The sequence below is a fragment of the Mycobacterium aquaticum genome (assembly GCF_002086485.1).
Taxonomy (GTDB): Bacteria; Actinomycetota; Actinomycetes; order Mycobacteriales; family Mycobacteriaceae; genus Mycobacterium; species Mycobacterium aquaticum.
This window is the reverse complement of record NZ_MVHF01000025.1, coordinates 42617-60366: the sequence shown is the minus strand read 5'-3', so window position 1 is coordinate 60366 and position 17750 is coordinate 42617. Positions and strand designations below refer to the sequence as shown.

Annotated in this window: 15 protein-coding genes; 9 read left to right on the top strand and 6 right to left on the bottom strand. The window is 67.9% G+C overall.

Annotated features, from left to right (window positions below):
* Window positions 1–122: 122 nt before the first annotated feature.
* The 3 genes from BST13_RS22370 (at window position 123) to BST13_RS22360 (ending at window position 1916) form a co-directional block, all read left to right on the top strand.
* Window positions 123–413 carry a YggT family protein gene (locus tag BST13_RS22370; RefSeq protein ID WP_029368355.1) on the top strand — a complete coding sequence of 97 codons (291 nt, stop codon included), beginning with the start codon at window positions 123–125 and terminating at the stop codon, window positions 411–413.
* Between the two features lie 218 nt (window positions 414–631).
* Window positions 632–1456, top strand: coding sequence for a DivIVA-like cell division protein Wag31 (gene wag31, locus BST13_RS22365; protein ID WP_083166212.1), 825 nt, complete (start codon window positions 632–634; stop codon window positions 1454–1456).
* Window positions 1457–1508: 52 nt separating this feature from the next.
* Window positions 1509–1916 (top strand): hypothetical protein, encoded by a 408-nt coding sequence (locus tag BST13_RS22360; RefSeq protein WP_083166211.1) that lies wholly within the window; start codon window positions 1509–1511, stop codon window positions 1914–1916.
* Here BST13_RS22360 and BST13_RS22355 read toward each other — a convergent pair.
* Together BST13_RS22355 and BST13_RS22350 are read right to left on the bottom strand one after the other, a co-directional pair.
* On the bottom strand, window positions 1913–2596 hold the full coding sequence (locus tag BST13_RS22355; RefSeq protein ID WP_083166210.1) for a phosphoribosyltransferase: 684 nt from the start codon (window positions 2594–2596) through the stop codon (window positions 1913–1915). The two genes, BST13_RS22360 and BST13_RS22355, sit on opposite strands and share 4 nt — an antisense overlap.
* A gap of 27 nt (window positions 2597–2623) precedes the next feature.
* Window positions 2624–3346, bottom strand: a complete 723-nt coding sequence (locus BST13_RS22350) for a type 1 glutamine amidotransferase (protein WP_095533664.1) — start codon at window positions 3344–3346, stop codon at window positions 2624–2626.
* A 45-nt stretch (window positions 3347–3391) separates the two neighbouring features.
* Between BST13_RS22350 and BST13_RS22345 the strand changes: the two genes are divergently transcribed.
* The gene (locus BST13_RS22345; RefSeq protein ID WP_083166208.1) at window positions 3392–3772 is read left to right on the top strand and encodes a DUF2784 domain-containing protein; all 381 of its coding nucleotides are present in this window, start codon (window positions 3392–3394) and stop codon (window positions 3770–3772) included.
* On the opposite strand, the gene BST13_RS22340 is transcribed toward BST13_RS22345, so the two are convergent.
* From BST13_RS22340 to BST13_RS22330, 3 genes are all read right to left on the bottom strand, one after another.
* Entirely contained in the window at window positions 3729–4973 is a 1245-nt protein-coding gene (locus BST13_RS22340) for a cytochrome P450 (protein ID WP_083166207.1), read from the bottom strand. The two genes, BST13_RS22345 and BST13_RS22340, sit on opposite strands and share 44 nt — an antisense overlap.
* Window positions 4974–5057: 84 nt before the next feature.
* Window positions 5058–5735, bottom strand: a complete 678-nt coding sequence (locus BST13_RS22335; protein ID WP_083166206.1) for a response regulator — start codon at window positions 5733–5735, stop codon at window positions 5058–5060.
* On the bottom strand, window positions 5728–7371 hold the full coding sequence (locus BST13_RS22330) for a sensor histidine kinase (RefSeq protein WP_083166205.1): 1644 nt from the start codon (window positions 7369–7371) through the stop codon (window positions 5728–5730). The genes BST13_RS22335 and BST13_RS22330 overlap by 8 nt, the downstream gene beginning before the upstream one ends.
* Window positions 7372–7479: 108 nt before the next feature.
* On the opposite strand from BST13_RS22330, the gene BST13_RS22325 reads away from it, so the two are divergent.
* From BST13_RS22325 to BST13_RS22305, 5 genes are all read left to right on the top strand, one after another.
* On the top strand, window positions 7480–8430 hold the full coding sequence (locus BST13_RS22325; protein WP_211296158.1) for a Bug family tripartite tricarboxylate transporter substrate binding protein: 951 nt from the start codon (window positions 7480–7482) through the stop codon (window positions 8428–8430).
* Complete coding sequence (locus BST13_RS22320) at window positions 8427–8945, top strand: tripartite tricarboxylate transporter TctB family protein (RefSeq protein ID WP_083166203.1); 519 nt, start codon at window positions 8427–8429, stop codon at window positions 8943–8945. Before BST13_RS22325 ends, BST13_RS22320 begins: the two co-directional genes overlap by 4 nt.
* The gene (locus BST13_RS22315) at window positions 8946–10487 is read left to right on the top strand and encodes a tripartite tricarboxylate transporter permease (protein ID WP_083166202.1); all 1542 of its coding nucleotides are present in this window, start codon (window positions 8946–8948) and stop codon (window positions 10485–10487) included.
* Window positions 10484–10876, top strand: a complete 393-nt coding sequence (locus BST13_RS22310; RefSeq protein ID WP_083166201.1) for a universal stress protein — start codon at window positions 10484–10486, stop codon at window positions 10874–10876. Before BST13_RS22315 ends, BST13_RS22310 begins: the two co-directional genes overlap by 4 nt.
* 132 nt (window positions 10877–11008) lie before the next feature.
* Window positions 11009–15076: a bifunctional nitrate reductase/sulfite reductase flavoprotein subunit alpha gene (locus tag BST13_RS22305; protein WP_083166200.1), complete on the top strand. Its 4068-nt coding sequence runs from the start codon at window positions 11009–11011 to the stop codon at window positions 15074–15076.
* 3 nt (window positions 15077–15079) lie between these two features.
* Here the strand turns inward: BST13_RS22305 and BST13_RS22300 are convergent, their stop codons facing one another.
* On the bottom strand, window positions 15080–17680 hold the full coding sequence (locus BST13_RS22300; protein ID WP_083166199.1) for a LuxR C-terminal-related transcriptional regulator: 2601 nt from the start codon (window positions 17678–17680) through the stop codon (window positions 15080–15082).
* Window positions 17681–17750 lie beyond the last annotated feature (70 nt).

Sequence of the window (17750 nt, the reverse complement as noted above, 5' to 3'; positions counted from 1 at the left end):
CTCGCGTGCGCGGCACCCGTCCGGCGGCCGGGTAGGCTGGCGGCGTCGCACAATCGGCCGGTTATACCGCTGAGGCGACCTGTATCGAATGTCATACATCTGCCTGAGTGAGGTCGGCCCAGTTGTCGCTGCTCTTCGAGATCCTGTTCTTCGCGCTGTTCATCTTCTGGCTGTTGCTCATCGCGCGGGTCGTTGTCGAGTTCATCCGGTCGTTCAGTCGTGACTGGCACCCCAAGGGTCTGACGGTGGTGATCCTGGAGGTCATCCTGACGCTCACGGATCCGCCGGTGAAGCTGCTGCGCCGCATCATCCCGCAGCTGACCATCGGCGCGGTCCGGCTGGATCTGTCGATCATGGTGCTGCTCCTCGTGGTGTTCATCGGCATGCAACTGGCTCTCGGGGCGGCAGGCTGACCCGGCCGGTCACGGCGCTTCACCTGCGCTGAGATCGTTTGCCGGAGCGCCGGAAAACGCGTAAGAAGATTGAAATTCGTTCTTAAAAATTGGCCTCGACTGCAACCTCCGGTTCTGGTGTGACAGGATGGACGCCAGTTGCGTCCAAACAAGGCTCTACACAACAGGCTCTACACTTCGAGATCGATTGACGGTCCAAGACTCCAAGGGGGCAGACAATGCCGCTCACACCGGCGGACGTCCACAACGTCGCGTTCAGCAAGCCGCCCATCGGCAAGCGCGGGTACAACGAGGATGAGGTCGACGCCTTTCTCGATCTGGTTGAGAATGAGCTGACCCGACTCATCGAAGAGAATGCCGATCTCCGGCAGCGCGTCTCCGAGCTCGACTCCGAGCTGGCGTCCGCCCGCTCCGGTGGTGGCGCTGCTCAGTCGACCAAGTCGATCCCGCTCTACGAGCCTGAGCCCGAGCCGGAGCCGGCCCCCGCGCCGAAGCCGGTCTACGAGGCACCGGCCGCGCCCGCAGCGCCGGTGGCGACCAACGAGGACACCGCGGCCCGCGCTGCGCGCGTGCTCAGCCTGGCGCAGGACACTGCCGACCGGCTCACCGGTTCGGCCAAGGCCGAGTCGGAGAAGATGCTCGCCGACGCACGGGCACAGGCCGACGCCATGGTCAGCGATGCGCGCAAGACGGCGGAGACGACGGTCACCGAGGCCCGGCAGCGCGCCGACGCCATGCTCGCCGATGCACAGACCCGCTCGGAGACCCAGCTGCGCCAGGCCCAGGAGAAGGCCGACGCACTGCAGGCCGACGCCGAGCGCAAGCACTCCGAGATCATGGGAACCATCAACCAGCAGCGCACGGTGCTGGAAGGACGGTTGGAACAGCTGCGGACGTTCGAACGCGAATACCGCACGCGGCTGAAGACCTACCTGGAATCTCAGCTCGAAGAACTCGGTCAGCGCGGTTCGGCCGCGCCGGTCGATTCCAGCGCCAACAGCGACGCCAGCGGTTTCGGCCAGTTCAACCGGGGCAACAACTGACCCCTGACCGGAACGCGACCGTTCAGGCCACCTACCTAGCTAGGGTTGATTGATGCTGATCATTGCGCTAGTGCTCGCCGTCATCGGTCTGGCCGCGCTGGTGACCGCCGTGGTGACCAGCAACGAGCTGATCGCCTGGGTGTGCATCGGTGCCAGCGTGCTCGGCGTGGTGCTGCTCATCGTCGATGCGCTGCGGGAACGTTCCCGTGGGGCCGCCGAGAAATCGGCCGACGAGACTCCGGCGGCCGCCGAGTCCACCGAGGACGCTGTCGAGGACTATCCCGATGAGTCGGCCGAGGCCGAAGCCGAGCCGGCCGCAGAGGAAGAATCTGCCGACAAGACCGACGAAACCGCCGAGGCGGAATCGGCCGAGTCGGACGAACCCGCTGAGTCCGCCGACGGCGATGCGCATGAGGTCGAGCCCACCGCGGAGGAAGCGGCAGAGGAGCACAAGGGCTAGTCCGGCGCGCGCACGGTCGGCGTCGCCAGCAGGGCCCGCACTTCGTCGTCGGTGACCTGGTGAAAGTCGGCGAACGCCTGGCCGACGGCCGAAAACTCCGTGGGTGTGCTCGCGCACACCACCTCGTCGGCTTCCTGGGCGAGTTCCCGGCATGCCGACGCGGGCCCCACCGGTACCGCGACCACCAGCCGGCGCGCGGCGCGCACGGCCCGTACTGCGGCAAGCATGCTCGCGCCGGTCGCGATGCCATCGTCGACCAGAATCACCGTTTTACCGGCCGGCTCCGGGGGCGGGCGGCCGCCTCGATACGCATGTTCGCGCCGGGTCAGCTCGGCCGTCTCCCGCTCGATCGCGGCGTCGAGGTCCTCCTGGCTGATCCCGAGCCGCTGCACAAGCTGTTCATTGATCACGATTCCGCCACCGCTGGCCAGCGCGCCCATCGCCAACTCGGGCCACTGCGGCACACCCAGCTTGCGCACCAGGAACACATCCAACGGAGCCTTTAGGCCGGCCGCCACTTCCCAGCCGATCGGTACGCCGCCGCGGGCCAAGCCCAACACCACGACGTCAGCCTGGCCGCGGTAGGGCATCAATTCCTGGGCCAGGACCTGGCCCGCCTCGCGGCGGTCCTGGAACACCCGCCCGGCATCGTGCCGGGTAACGCTGCCCCATGCACACATGGCGAATTTGGACTTCCAGTGACCACCCTACGGCTGCGGCGTGGCGCCGACCACCCGCGTCAGGTAATTGCGTACCAACGCGCGAACGCGCTGCGCTGCGTCGTCGCTGAGTTCTTTTGTCTCGACGCGCAATTCGTCGTGGGTCCGGCCGACCTTGCCGGCCTGGCCGTCGCGGTCGTCGGCCAGCCAGTATTCCAACACGGTCTCATCGAGCTCGGGGTGGAACTGCAGGGCCAGCGCCCGGCCGAGCACGAACCCCTGTGATGCGTTGCCGTTGCGGGCGATCTCGGTGGCCCCCGGCGGCACCGTCCAGCGGTCGATATGCCACTCGAACCATGGACCGGGCGGGATCAGCTCGGGATCGTCGGTACTGACTTCGTACCAGCCGATCTCCGGTGAATCGGACCTGCTGACCGACCCGCCGAAGGTCTGTGCCAGCAACTGGCCACCGAAGCACACACCGAATAAGCCCACGCCTGCGTCGGCGGCCTCCGTCAGCTGGGTCATCAACGTGCCCATCCAACTGGCGCGCAGGCTTTCGTCGTACACCGACCAGCGCGCGCCCAGCACGACCACGACGTCATAGCGGGTCAGATCGGGGAACTGCACGTCGGCCACCGGAGAATCGAGACGGTCGGCGGGCACCACGTCGAATGTGTGGATCTCGAAACCACATTCGCTGAATGCCTCGCCCAGCATCGCCTCGGGTGCCGTGGGGTCGACGCGGATGAACAGTACTCTCGATGTCACGCCACACATTATCGCGCGAGGCCTCTGTGGCCAGGGGCTGGGTCCATGACGGTGTACTCGGTGTTGGTCGCCCTCACCGTCGCGGTGCACTTCGGCTTCATCGCCTATCTTGTGCTGGGCGGGTTCGTCGCGTGCCGGTGGCCGCGCACGATCGCGCTGCATGTGACGGCCGTGCTGTGGGGTCTGGGCAGCGTCGCACTCGATTTGCCGTGTCCGCTCACCGGCCTCGAGCGGTGGGCGCGAGCCCGCGCGGGGATGCCGCCGCTGCCATCTGCGGGGTTCATCGCGCACTACATCACCGGGGTGCTGTATCCCGCGAGCTGGGTGCCGGGGGTCCAGGCGGCGGTGTTCGCAGTGGTCCTCGCGTCCTGGGTACTGGTGATCAGGCGGCGTCGAAGCTCACCGGCAGGGTCGCCGGGCCGCTGACGCCGGTCAGCGGCTTCCACCGCACCGGGCCGTCGATGCGGACGGTGCGCCAGCGACGGGTCAGCACGGTGAGGGCTTGGGTGAGCTCGAGTCTGGCCAGGTGCGAGCCCAGGCAGTAGTGCGCCCCGCCGCCGAACGTCAGCATCGCCGGCGGGTCCTGACGTGTGACGTCGAAGCGGTCCGGATCCGGGTAGACATCCGGATCACGGTTGGCCGCAGCAGTATTGACGATGACGACGGTTCCGGCCGGGATCATCACGCCGGCGAGTTCGACATCTTCGCGAGCCATCCTTATGGTGCTCAACGCAATTGGGGTATGCCGCATCAATTCCTCGACGAAAACCGGTGCCAGTTCCGGATGTTCGGCCAGCAGCTGCCAGTCGGCAGGATGCTCGCACAGCACCTGTACCGCAGCTGCCAGCTGGTTTCGGGTGGTGTCCGTTCCGGCGAGCAGCACGCCGCCGGCCAGCATCAGCAGCTCGGCATGGGTGAGCCGGTCGCCGTCGACCTCGGCCCGGATCAGGTCGGAGAGCAGGTCGTCGCTGAGGGTGAACAGCCGCCTGGCCACCATCGCTTCGATGTACTCGTCGAATTCGCAGCCCGCCTGTTCGATGACGGCCCCGTTTCCGTCGACATTCCAACTGAACATCTTGAAGATGTCGTCGGCCCACCGCGAGATCCGATCCCAGTCGTTCGGCGGCGCACCCAGCAGGGCACAGATGACCGGGATCGGATAACGACGCGCGATGTCGGCTACGACATCGCAGGCGCCCACCGGCATCCACCGGTCCGTCAGTTCGGTGATGACCTCGACGCACGTGCCACGCAGCCGCTCGGCGGCTTTCGGGGTGAAGGCCTTGGCCACCAACCGGCGTAACCGGTGATGCGCGGGGCCGCCCAGGCTGAGCAGGTTGGCCGCCGCGCGGTCCCACAGTGGTCCCGACGTGACGCCCTGCGCGGCCAGAAACAATCCCTTGGGTGGGGCGAAGCGTTCGTCGCGCAGCACGGCGCGCACCAACTGGTAGCTGAGGATCTCCGGACCGTGTGGCCCGATCGCGATCGGAGATTGCCTGCGGGCCCGCGCGATGAGCCGGTGAGCTTCCTCCGGGTCGGCGGCGTGCTCGTAGGCGACGGATGGCAGGCCCGCGTCGAAAACGTCCGGGTAGGTGCGTCGGATAGTCGGCGCGGTCATCGTGGTCATCGCAGCCTTCCCTTGAACAACCCCCACTTGAACAACCCCACTGCGATGGTGCGCTGTTGGGGATCCGCATGCGTGAGTAGCGGGCTACCTCACTGTCGGTGGGGACACCGCGCGGTAGCGCCGCTCCGGGCGGCCGGTGCCGTACTGCAGCCGCAGCTCGAGTGCGCCAGTGCCGAGGAAGTACTCAAGGTAGCGCCGTGCGCTGACCCGCGAAATGCCCACGAGTTCAGCACATTCAGCCGCCGAGACCTCGCCGGCCGCGCGCACGGCATCGAGTATCAGGCCTGCGGTCTCGGCGCCCAACCCCTTCGGGAGCGTGGCCTTGGGGGCCGCAGCGCCGCCGAACAACGCGTCGATCATCGACTGGTCGGCGCCGCCCTCGGTCGCCAGAGCATCGGCCCGGGCCGCGTAGGCCACCAGTTTCGCCCGTAACTGGTCGAACTCGAACGGTTTGATCAGATAGTCCGCGGCGCCGCCGTCCAAGGCGCCACGCACCGTGTCGAGTTCACGTGCGGCGGTGATCATGATGACCCCGACCCGGTTGCCGTCTGCGCGAAGCCGGTGCAGCACGTTCAGGCCGGTCATGTCCGGCAGGTACACATCGAGCAGGACCAGGTCGGGTCTGAGGTCGGCCACCGCGGACAGGGCTTCGGCCCCGGTCCGCGCGACACCGGTGGCGCGGAATCCGTCGACGCGTTCGACGAATCGGCGATGGATCTCGGCGACCATGAAATCGTCGTCGACCACCAGCACGTCATACATGGGCGGCCTCCGGCAGTCGGACGGTGAACACCGCACCGCCGCCGGTGCCGTCGCTGATCTCGACGGTACCGCCGTGTTGCGCGGTCACCAGCCGCACCAGTGCAAGGCCGATTCCGCGCCCGCCGGGGACGTCCGGTTTCGAGGTCACGCCGCGGGAGAAGATCGACTCCCGAAGATGTTGGGGCACACCGGGACCCGAGTCGGACACGGTCAGCAGCAGGCCGTGGGCGTCGTCGATGTGGATGCGCACCTGTGCGGCTGTCGAGCCGACCGAGACGTCCACGGCGTTGTCGACCAGGTTGCCGAGCAGCGTGATCACGTCGGTGGCCAGGGCCGGGTCGAGCGCCGCCAGGTGACTGTCGCCGGTCAGGGTGAGGGTGACGCCGCTCTCGGCGGCCAGCGAGGTCTTGGCGATCAGCAGCGCGGCCACGGCGGGGTCGGAAATGTGCTGTGTCACAGCATCATTGATCTCTGCTCGGCGCCGGGTGAGGGTTCCCACCAGATCGCGCACCGCGTCGAATTCACCGAGCTGTGCCAGCCCCGAAATGGTGTGCAGCTGGTTGGCGAACTCGTGGGTCTGTGCCCGCAGCGTGTCGGTCACACTGCGGTGCGACGACAATTGTGCCTGCAGCGCAGCGAGTTCGGTGCTGTCGCGCATGGTGGTGACGGTACCGATGCGCTGCCCCTGACTGCTCGCCGCGCGCCGGTTGAGCGCGAGGACCCGCGTTCTGGTGGTGATGATGACGTCGTCCTCGTCGCGGCCCGCGGCGCCGTCCAGCAGGAACCCCGCGACCGTCGGATCCACGCCGACCTCGTCGACCCGGCGCCCCACCGCGCTGTCGTCGAGGCCCAGCAGTTCCTGGGCGCTGTCGTTCAGCACCGTGATGGCGCCGTCGGTGCCCACGGCGACCACACCCTCGCGGATGCTGTGCAGCAACGCTTCCCGATGATCGGCCAGGCCGGCGATCTCGGCGACCTCCAGGCCGCGGGTGTGCCGCTTGATGCGTCGAGACAGCAGCCACGACGCCACGAGGCCGAGCGCGGCCCCGATACCGAGATAGATCAGCAGACGTTCGCCTGCGCCTCCGAGGAGCTGCCACACCGACGGATACCGTTCGCTGACCGAGACGATGGCGAGCACATCGCCGTCGGTGGCCAGGATCGGGACCTGGCCCACCAAGCTGTGGGCGCCGTCGATATCGCCGTCACCGAACCACGCCCGGCCTTCGTCGGCGCGGCTGGGGCCCAGATCGACGCGGGTTCCGACCCGCTGCGGATCCGACGACGCGCGCACCGTGCCGGTGGGATCGATCATCTCGGCCAGCTCGGCCCCTGAGAGGGCAACCGCCCGATCCACGTCGGGGGCCAGGATGGAAGCTGCGAACGGATCGCCGTAACGGTCCCGCACGATCGGTGTCGAGGCGATGTTCTCCGCCACCGCGATCATGCGCTGGCCTCGCACGTCGCGGAATTCACGCGTGGACTGCGCGACCGACACGGCCGCGACCGCGACCAGCACGACTGCGACCACGAGCAGTTGAAAGGCCAGGAACTGGCCGGCGAGGCTGCGTCCCCGCAGCGCACGCACTATCGCCGAGCGTGAACTCAATGACCAATACTTCCTTTGCGAACTCATCAGTGACCTGAGTCACGTCACGGTTCAGTATTGCTGAGCATCACAAGTGATTGGGGACGGTTGATGACGTGTCGACGAGGACACCTGGCGGCGGCGCTCGGGGTGATCATGGCGCTCGCCGTGGCGCTCACGCTGACCGGCTGCGGCGTGACCCGCAACGATGACGCCCGAGGACTGCACCGGCTGCGCATGATGGTGCCGAACAGCCCGGGCGGCGGCTATGACCTGACCGCACGGACCGCGGTGAAGATCATGGAGGACAACGACATCACCGGGCGGATCGAGGTGTTCAACGTCATCGGCGCGGGCGGCACCGTCGCGATGGCCCGGCTGATGAACGAAAAAGGCAACGACGACCTCATGATGATGATGGGGCTGGGCGTGGTCGGCGCCACCTACACCAACGGGTCACATGCCCGCGCCTCCGACGCGACGGCGCTGGCCAAGATGGTCGAAGAGCAGGAAGGCATTCTGGTGCCGGGGGATTCGCCCTTCCGCACCATCGGTGACCTGGTCGCGGCGTGGAAGGCCGATCCGAGCCGGGTGACCGTGGGCGGGGGATCGTCGCCCGGCGGACCGGATCATCTGTTCCCGATGGAGACCGCGCGGGCGGTCGGGGTGGATCCGCGCAAGGTCAACTACATCACCTACGACGGCGGCGGCGACCTGCTGACGGCCTTGCTGGGCAAGAAGATCACGGTCGGAACCACCGGTCTCGGCGAATTCGTCGACCAGATCGCCGCCGGTCAGGTGCGGGTGCTCGCAGTGTCCGGCAAGGAGCGGGTCGCGGGCATCGACGCGCCCACACTCACCGAGGCCGGCATCAACCTCACCTTCACCAACTGGCGCGGAATCCTCGCGCCGCCAGGCATTTCCGATGATGCCAAGCAAGCCATGGTCAAGGCGCTGGAGGACCTGCACTGCACCCAGCAGTGGAAGGACGCGCTGGTCAAGAACGGCTGGAGCGATGCGTTCGCCACCGGGCCCGAGTTCGAGCAGTTCCTCACCGACCAGGACAACCGCGTCTCCTCGACGCTGACCGAATTGGGGTTGCTATGACCGCCTCCGACCAATCGCGAGAACCCGAGACCCGAGTCGACAAGGCGCAGTACCTGATCTGCGCTGTGCTCGTGGCTGTCGGCGCGTTCCTCATCTACGACGCGATGGCCCTGACCGCCGGTTTCGCCAAGGTCGACCCGGTCGGACCGAAGATGTTTCCGCTGACCATCGGTGTCGTGCTCATCGTGCTTGCCGTCGTCCTGGCGATCGCGATTCCGCGCGGCTCGGTGGGCGAGGCCGACGCGGGCGAAGACGTCGACCCCAACTCACCGGGTGATTGGCGCACCGTCGGGCTGCTGGTGGGGCTGTTCGTCGCGGTGATCGTGCTCGTCCAACCGCTCGGCTGGGCGATCACCGGCACCCTGCTGTTCGCCGGGGCGGCGACGGTTCTCGGCAACCGCCACTACTTCCGGAACATCGCGATCGGGGCGGTGCTGTCGGTCGCGACCTTCTACGCCTTCTACTCCGGGCTCGGAATTCCGCTGCCCGCAGGCATTCTGGACGGGATTCTGTAGATGAACAATGTGGACTGGCTGATCCAGGGGTTCGAGCAGGCCGCGACCCCGATGAATCTGCTCTATGCCGTGATCGGCGTGTTGCTGGGCACCGCGGTGGGCGTGCTACCGGGCATCGGCCCGGCGATGACGGTCGCGCTGCTGCTGCCGGTGACGTACAACGTCAGCCCCAGCGCGGCGTTCATCATGTTCGCCGGCATCTTCTACGGCGGCATGTACGGCGGGTCGACGACGTCGATCTTGTTGAACACGCCCGGCGAATCGTCGTCGGTGATCACCGCCATCGAGGGCAACAAGATGGCCAAGGCCGGCCGAGCGGCGCAGGCTCTGGCGACCGCGGCGATCGGATCGTTCGTGGCCGGGGCCATCGGCACCGCGCTGCTGGCCGCGTTCGCCCCGACGATCTCACGCTTCGCCGTCACCCTCGGCGCGCCGTCGTACCTGGCGATCATGCTGTTCGCACTGGTCGCGGTCACCGCCGTGCTGGGTGCTTCGAAACTGCGCGGTGCCATCTCGCTGTTTCTCGGCCTGGCCATCGGTGTGGTGGGCATCGACTTCCTGACCGGGCAGCCGCGGGCCACGTTCGGGCTGCCGCAGCTGTCCGACGGTATCGACATCGTGGTGATCGCGGTGGCCATCTTCGCAGTCGGCGAGGCCCTCTGGGTGGCCGCGCATCTGCGGCGCCGTCCCGCGGAGGTCATCCCGGTCGGGCGGCCGTGGATGAGCAAGCAGGACTTCGCCCGCTCGTGGAAGCCGTGGCTGCGGGGCACCGCCTACGGGTTCCCGTTCGGCGCCCTGCCGGCCGGCGGGGCCGAGCTGCCGACGTTCCTGTCGTACATCACCGAAAAGCGACTCAGCAAGCATCCCGAGGAATTCGGCAAGGGCGCCATCGAGGGCGTGGCCGGGCCGGAGGCGGCCAACAACGCGTCGGCGGCGGGCACGCTGGTTCCGATGCTGGCGCTTGGGCTGCCGACCAACGCGACGGCAGCGGTGATGCTCACTGCGTTCGTGTCCTACGGAATCCAGCCCGGTCCAACGCTTTTCGACAAGGAGCCGATGCTGATCTGGACGTTGATCGCCAGCCTGTTCATCGGGAACTTCCTGCTGCTGGTGCTCAACCTGCCGCTCGCGCCGCTGTGGGCGAAGCTGCTGCGCACCCCGCGTCCGTACCTGTACGCCGGCATCCTGTTCTTCGCGACCCTGGGCGCGTTGGCCGTCAACGTGCAGCCGCTGGATCTCGCGCTGCTGCTGGTGTTCGGCCTGCTCGGGTTGATGATGCGGCGCTTCGGGCTACCGGTGTTGCCGTTGATCATCGGCGTGATCCTGGGGCCGCGGATCGAACGTCAACTGCGCCAAAGCCTTCAGCTCGGCGGTGGCGACTGGGGCAGTCTGTTCACCGAACCGGTCGCCATCACCACGTACGCAATCATGGCCATTCTGCTGCTGGTGCCGTTGGTGCTGCGGCTGATGCATCGCAGTGAGGAGACCCTGCTGATCGTCGAGGACGACGCGGATCAGCAGCAGAAGGCGGGCCAACTGTGATTGTCGTCGGCTACAGCGCCGATCCGTTCGGCCGGGCGGCCCTCGAACACGGCATCGCCGAGGCCAGACTGCGTGGCACCGGCTTGCTGGTGGTCAACGCCACCTCCGGCGACGCCTACGTTGACGCCCGGTTCGCCCCGTCGGGTGAACTGCACGATGTCGAGGAGCATCTGCGCGCCGGCGGGGTGGAGTTTGAAGTGCAACGCCCGGTCGGCGTCGACACCGTCACAGCCTTGCTCGACGCGGTCGACCGACCCGATGCCGAGTTGCTGGTGATCGGCATCCGTCACCGCAGCCCGGTCGGCAAGCTGCTGCTCGGCAGCGTCGCGCAACAATTGCTGCTGGAATGCCCCAAGCCGGTGCTCGCGGTCAAACCCGAAGGGGCGTGAGCTTCTCGCCCATGTGGCGCTGAACTGGGCAAACCATCCTCACCGCGGCGCACCGGACGTGGTGAGGACCAGTTTTCGTCGCGATAACGTGCGGGGAAAGTCACCGGAACAGGCGCGGCTGATCATGGCCGCATGGCAGATGGCACGTCCACCCGCACCGCGTGTTCGTACTGTGGTGTCGGCTGCGGCATCGAGGTCACCACCAAAGTCGATGGCGACCGCACGGTGATCGCCCGGGTGTCCGGGGACAAACTGCACCCGGCGAACTTCGGCCGGTTGTGCACCAAAGGCCTGACCCACGCCGAGATGATGGCCGCTGATGACGACCGGCTGCGGTCGGCGTTGCTGCGTTCCACCCGCGACGATGAACTGCTGCCCATCCCGGTCGACGACGCCATCTCCGAGGTGGGCTCCAGGCTGCGCGCCATCGTCGACGCGCACGGTCCGGACGCTGTCGCGTTGTACGTTTCGGGTCAGTTGTCGCTGGAGGCTCAGTATCTGGCCACCAAGCTTGCCAAGGGATATCTGCGCACGCGCCACCTGGAATCGAACTCCCGGTTGTGTATGGCCAGCGCGGGAACGGGTTTCAAGCAATCGCTGGGCGCCGACGGGCCTCCGGGCTCGTACGCCGACTTCGATTGCGCTGACTTGTTTTTCGTGATCGGCTCGAACATGGCCGATTGCCACCCGATCCTGTTCCTGCGGATGGCCGACCGGCTCAAGGCCGGCGCCAAGCTCATCGTGGTGGACCCGCGCCGCACCGCCACTGCCGAGAAGGCCGACCTGTTTCTGCAGATCAATCCGGGAACCGATGTGGCCCTGCTCAACGGTCTGCTGCATCTGCTCCTGGCTGACGGCGCGATCGATCATAAGTTCATCGCCGAGCACACCGAGGGCTGGGAGGCGATGCCGCAGTTCCTGGCCGATTACCCGCCCGCGCACGTGGCCGAGATCACCGGAATCCCAGAAGCCGACATCCGCACCGCCGCACGGATGATCGCCGAGGCGGGGGAGTGGATGAGTTGCTGGACCATGGGCCTCAACCAGAGCACGCACGGCACCTGGAGCACCAACGCCATCTGCAATCTGCACCTTGCCACCGGCGCGATCTGCCGGCCGGGCAGCGGCCCGATGTCGCTGACCGGCCAGCCCAACGCCATGGGCGGCCGCGAAATGGGTTATATGGGGCCGGGTTTGCCCGGTCAGCGCGCGGTCTTCTCGGCCGAGGACCGGGCCTTCGTGGAGGGACGGTGGGGGCTTGAGCCGGGCACCATCCGCTCCGAGGTGGGGTCTGGCACGGTCGGCATGTTCGAGGAGATGGCCGAGGGTCGGATCAAAGCGTGCTGGATCATCTGCACCAATCCCGTTGCCACCGTGGCCAACCGCAAGACCGTGATCAACGGTCTGGAGGCGGCCGAGCTGGTGATCGCGCAGGACGCCTACCGGTCGACCGCCACCAATCACTACGCCGACATTCTGCTGCCCGCCGCGCTGTGGGCCGAATCCGAAGGTGTCGCCGTCAATTCCGAGCGCAACTTGACGTTGCTGTCGGCGTCGCTATCCCCGGCGGGAGACGCCAGGCCGGACTGGCAGCTGATCTGTGGTGTCGCGGCTGCACTGGGGTTCGCCGAGCAATTCAGCTACGGCAGCGCCGAAGAGATCTTCGACGAGATCCGCGGATTCGCCAACCCGAAGACCGGATACGACCTACGCGGAGCCAGCTACGCCCGGCTGCGGCAGACGCCGCTGCAGTGGCCGTGCCCGCCGGCGGACGCCCCGACCGGTGGGGACGACCGGCACCCCATCCGGTACCTCAACGATGGCATCAGCCAGGACCTGTTCGTCGACGTGAACGGCCACCGGCCCCGGCTGGCCTTCGCGACGGCGTCGCGGCGCGCGGTGTTCCACGCGCGCCCGCACCTGGACCCGGCCGAATCGCCCGATGACGATTACCCGTTCGTGCTCAACACCGGCAGGTTGCAGCACCAGTGGCACACCATGACCAAGACCGGCAAGGTCGCCAAGCTCGCGAAGCTCAATCCGGGGCCCTTCGTGGAGATCCATCCCACCGACGCTCAGCAACTCGGCATCGTCGAAGGGGCATCGGTCGAACTGTCGTCGCGGCGGGGCCGGGCGGTGCTGCCCGCGGTGCTCACCGACCGGGTCCGTCCCGGCAATTGCTTTGTGCCGTTTCACTGGAACGACGAACACGGCGAATACCTGACCATCAACGCTCTGACCAACGACGCCGTCGACCCGGACTCGCTGCAGCCCGAGTTCAAGGCCTGCGCCGTGTGCCTGCGGCCCGTGCTTTCGGTGGCGAGCACCGCACCGGCGCACCCGGTCGCCGCGGAGATCGGCCTGACCGCGACGGCTCAGCCCAGTCTCTCTGAACCCGAGAAGATCTATCTGTCAGGGTTTTTCACCGGTCTCGGTGACAGCCCGGCCGGGGTGCCGGTGCTGCCGGAATCGGCACCGGTCAGTACCCCGGTGCGGTTGTGGGTCGACGGGGTGCTGGCGGGACGCTATTCGCGTGCTGCCGGCGGGCCCGCCGCGTCCGGTGCGCCGGCGGCGGTGCCGGGCACGTCAGGACCGTTGGTGTTGTGGGCCTCCCAGACTGGCAACGCCGAGGAGTTCGCGGCCCAGTTGGCCGGCCGGTTGACCGGCGCCGCACTGATCGGCATGGATGATCTGGCGTTGTCCGATCTCGCGATTGCCCGCGATGTGCTGGTGATCACCAGCACCTTCGGCGACGGCGGCCCGCCGGACAACGGCTCGGATTTCTGGAGCAGGCTGCAGGCCTCGGACGCACCGAATCTCGCCGGGATCCGATATGCGGTCCTGGGTATCGGTGACCGCGCCTATGACAGCTTCTGCGGCCACGCCAGGTCCCTCGACGAGCGCCTGGCCGATCTGGGTGCCACCCGGTTGCTCGACCGCACGGAGTGCGAGGCCTATGACGACGAACCCAAGCAGCGCTGGGCCGACACCGTCACCGCGCTGATCGCCGGTGAGAGCGACGCGCCGGCGGGCGGTCCCGCCGGACGACTCGCGGGTGGCACCCGTACCGTCATCCGTACCGAGCCCGACGAATTCACCAGGGCCAAGCCGATTCTGACGGCGTTGGTCCAAAACACGGTGCTGACGGCCCCGACCTCACAGAAAGAGGTCAGGCAATTCGGTTTCGACATCTCCGATTACGACGTCAGCTACGCGGCGGGCGACTCACTGGGGGTCTACGCCAGTAACGACCCGGCGGTGGTGGACGCCTGGCTGGCGGCCACCGCACTGAGTCCCGACGCGGTCGTCGAGGTGGACGGTACCGAGCAGGAGCTGCGCGACGCGTTGATCACGTCCTACGACATCTGCCGCGTCACGCCGAACCTCCTGGCATTCGTCGCGGAGTCGGCTACTGACCGCTCGGCCGCCAAGGTGCTCAAGGGATCTCGCGACCGAATCGACACCTGGCTGGCCAACCGCAACGGGCTCGACGTCGTCAGAGAGTTCGCCACCCGCGCCACCCCCGAACAGTGGCAGGACGTCTTGGTGCGGCTCACCCCACGCAGCTATTCGATATCGTCGAGCCCACTGGTCAGCCCGCACGAGGTGCAGTTGACGGTGTCGGTGGTCCGGTATCGCGGTGCCGACGGGACCGGCCGCAGCGGGGTGTGCTCGACCTTCCTGGCCGACCGGGCCGCTGCGGCCGCGGTTTTCCTGCAACGCTCACCGCATTTCCGGCCGCCGCCGGAGGCTGACACACCGATGATCATGGTGGGTCCGGGCACCGGTGTCGCACCGTTTCGCGGTTTCCTGCAGGAGCGCCGGGCGCTGGGCCACCGCGGACGCAACTGGTTGTTCTTCGGCGACCAGCACCGCGACGAGAACTATTACTACCGCGACGATTTCGAGGCGATGCTGCGCGACGGCCTGCTCACGCGGCTCGATTTGGCATTCTCCCGCGATCAGGCACGGCGGATCTACGTGCAGCACAAGATGCTCGAGCACGGCGCTGCGCTGTGGCACTGGCTGCAAGACGGTGCCCACTTCTATGTGTGTGGCGACGCCTCCCGGATGGCCAGGGACGTCGATACGGCGCTGGGCACGATCATCCGGACGCACGGCTCCATGTCGGACGAGGCCGCGCACGATTACAAGCGGGAACTGGTCGCCGACAAGCGTTATGTACGCGACGTGTACTGAGCCCTACTGGCCCAGATCGCTCCACACGATCTTGGCCAGTTGGTCGCGGTCGGCCACGCCGAGCTTGATGCAGGCCCGGTAGATGTGGCCCTCGACCGTGCGCACGGATACGGTGAGACGCTCGGCGATGTCGCGGTTGGACAGGCCCCCGGCGACCAGCCCGGCGATCTCGCGTTCCCGGGCGGTCACCGGCAGCGGCCGGGCCGCCGACCGGATGGCGGGCGTGGCCGCACCGCCGCAGCGGGCAGCCAGATGCAGGGCGTGCGCCGCGGATTCCGTGCTGCGGCGGCGCTGGCCGGCCCGGTCGTGCAGCGGGACGGCTTGCGCGGCGGCGTCGGCGGCCGACAGGTTCAGGCCGGCCTGCTCGAATGCCTCCGACACCGCGTCGAGCTCGCGGGGATCAGCCGCGGCCACGGCGGCAGCGTGCCTGGCGTAGAGAGCTGCCGGTGACCCGTCGATGCGGCCGGCGAGGGCCTCCAGGCGGCGGGTGACCGTGCGGTCGCCGAAACGTGCGGCGTGGTGCAAGGCCTCGGCCTCGACCGCGAACTGGCCCGACGAATGCGCGGCGTCGGCAGCCGCGCGGGCCAGGTCGATGGCCGAGCGGTGCCCACCCTTGGCGGCGGCCACCCAGGCCTTGGCGATGGTCCACTGCGGATCATGCAGTGCCATATGGGGACCCGAGTGCTCGGTCGCGTCCTCGAGAACGCGTTCGGCCTGCTCGGGGTTGCCCACCGCGGCATACGCGCGGGCCAGCAACAGTCGGCCGACCAGCTGCCACGGCAGCGACGATTCCGCGTTCAACGCGGCCAGCGCTTGCTCCAGCACGGTGATCGCGTCGCGGAAGTGGCCGCGGTAGGTGGCCACCAGACCGGTCATCATCTTCGCGATCGCCCAGCCGACAAACTGTCCGGCAGTGGAGAATTCGGCGTATTCGGCGGCCCGCTGCTCGGCCAGGTCGAGCTCACCGAGGTGGGTCAACGCGAGCACGTCACCGTAGTGGACCATCAACCGGATCATGCCGTCGGTGGATTTGCGCTCGGCCCGGCAGCGCGCGGCGATCGGTTCGAATGCGGTGCCCCGGCCCGCCACCGGCATGGCCAGACCCGCGCCCAGCGCGGCGAAGTCCACAGCTTGTTTGGGTGCGGCCGGGTCGGCCAGCACCTGTTCGGCGGCGGCCAGCCCGGTGGTGATCTTGTTCTCGTGCACCGCCATTGCCGATCCGGTGGCCTCCACCACGAGCCGCAGGCTGGGGTGCGTGACGCGGGAGCGCAGTAGCTCCAGCAACCGCTCGGCCCGGGTGACGTCGCCCATGGACCAGAACAGGATGGACAACCGGGGGATGCCCCACTGCACGAGTTGCAGCTCGTCGAGCTCGTCGGGCGAGAACCGGGCCAGCACGTTGTCGGCCTGGGCGGGATGGCCCTGCCACAGCAGCGCCCGGGACAGCAGCTCGGCCGCGGGAAGTCCGCCTCCCCGGTCGAACGCGGCGCGGGCGAGCCGTTCACCGAGCGGAAGGTTGGACAGGAACACCGCATCCTTGGCGGCGGTGATCAACAGGTCGGCGTCGGCGGACTGATCACTGTCGACGCACAGCTGCGCGAGCCGGATTCTGCTTGCGGCCGAGTCGAGTTCGCGTTGCCGCAGGATCCCGACGATGTTGCCGCGCAGCTTGCGCGCCGACGCGGTGCCCACGCGCCTGCGGACCACCTCGCCGAACAGCGGATGGCTGAACCGGGCGTTGACCTGCCGGTCGTCCTCGGTGATGCGGATCAGGCCGCGCATCTCGGCCCCGTCCACGGCGTCCTCGCCGGCGAGCTCGGCCAGCGCGTCGATGTCCAGCGGTTCGCACAGCGACAGCAGTTTCAGCGCATGCAGCACCTCGGTGCCGGCGTGGGCCAGGCGCTCGTCGAGCAGCTCGGCGAGCCCGGACGGGATGACGGTGGGGCCGCGGAACTGCCACACGCCGTTGACCTCGGTGAGTGTCCCGGCGTCCACTGCACCTTCGACCATGTTGCGCAGGAACAGGGGATTGCCGCCCGAGGACTCCCACATCACGTCGGCGCTGAGCCCCTCCAGTGTGCCGCCCAGCACGGTCTCGATGAGCGCGATGCTCTGTTCCTTGCTGAACGGGCGCAGTTCGAGGCGCTCCAGGTAGCCGTCTTTCCACAGTGAGGTGACCGCATCGGGTACCGGCTCGCCGGTGCGCACGGTGGCCACCACCCGGCCGGCGCGCTCGACGGCGATCTGGTGCAGCAGCGTCGCCGACAGCTGGTCCAGCAGATGCGCGTCGTCGATGCCCACGATGGTGTCGCCCTCGGCGACAAGGGATTCCCGCGCGGACCCGAGCAGCGCGATCGGGTCGCGGGAGGCCGACGGCCGCACCCAGGATGCGAAGGCGCCCAGCGGAATGCTGCGGGAGGACTCCGTGCACGCGGTCCAGTGCACCTTCGTGTCCATCGAAGACGTGACGGTGCGCGCCAGGGTGGTCTTGCCGACACCGGCCGCCCCCACGAGCACGACGCCGCAACTGTCCGAGCTGCTGAGCGCAGAGCGGATGGCCGCGTGTTCCGTCGGCCGGTCCAGCATCTGCCAATACCCTGGCATGGACGCACAGTCTAAGTGCCGGTGGCGGATACTGCTGCGGTGGGCGGTATCCGAGATGTGCCACTTCGGC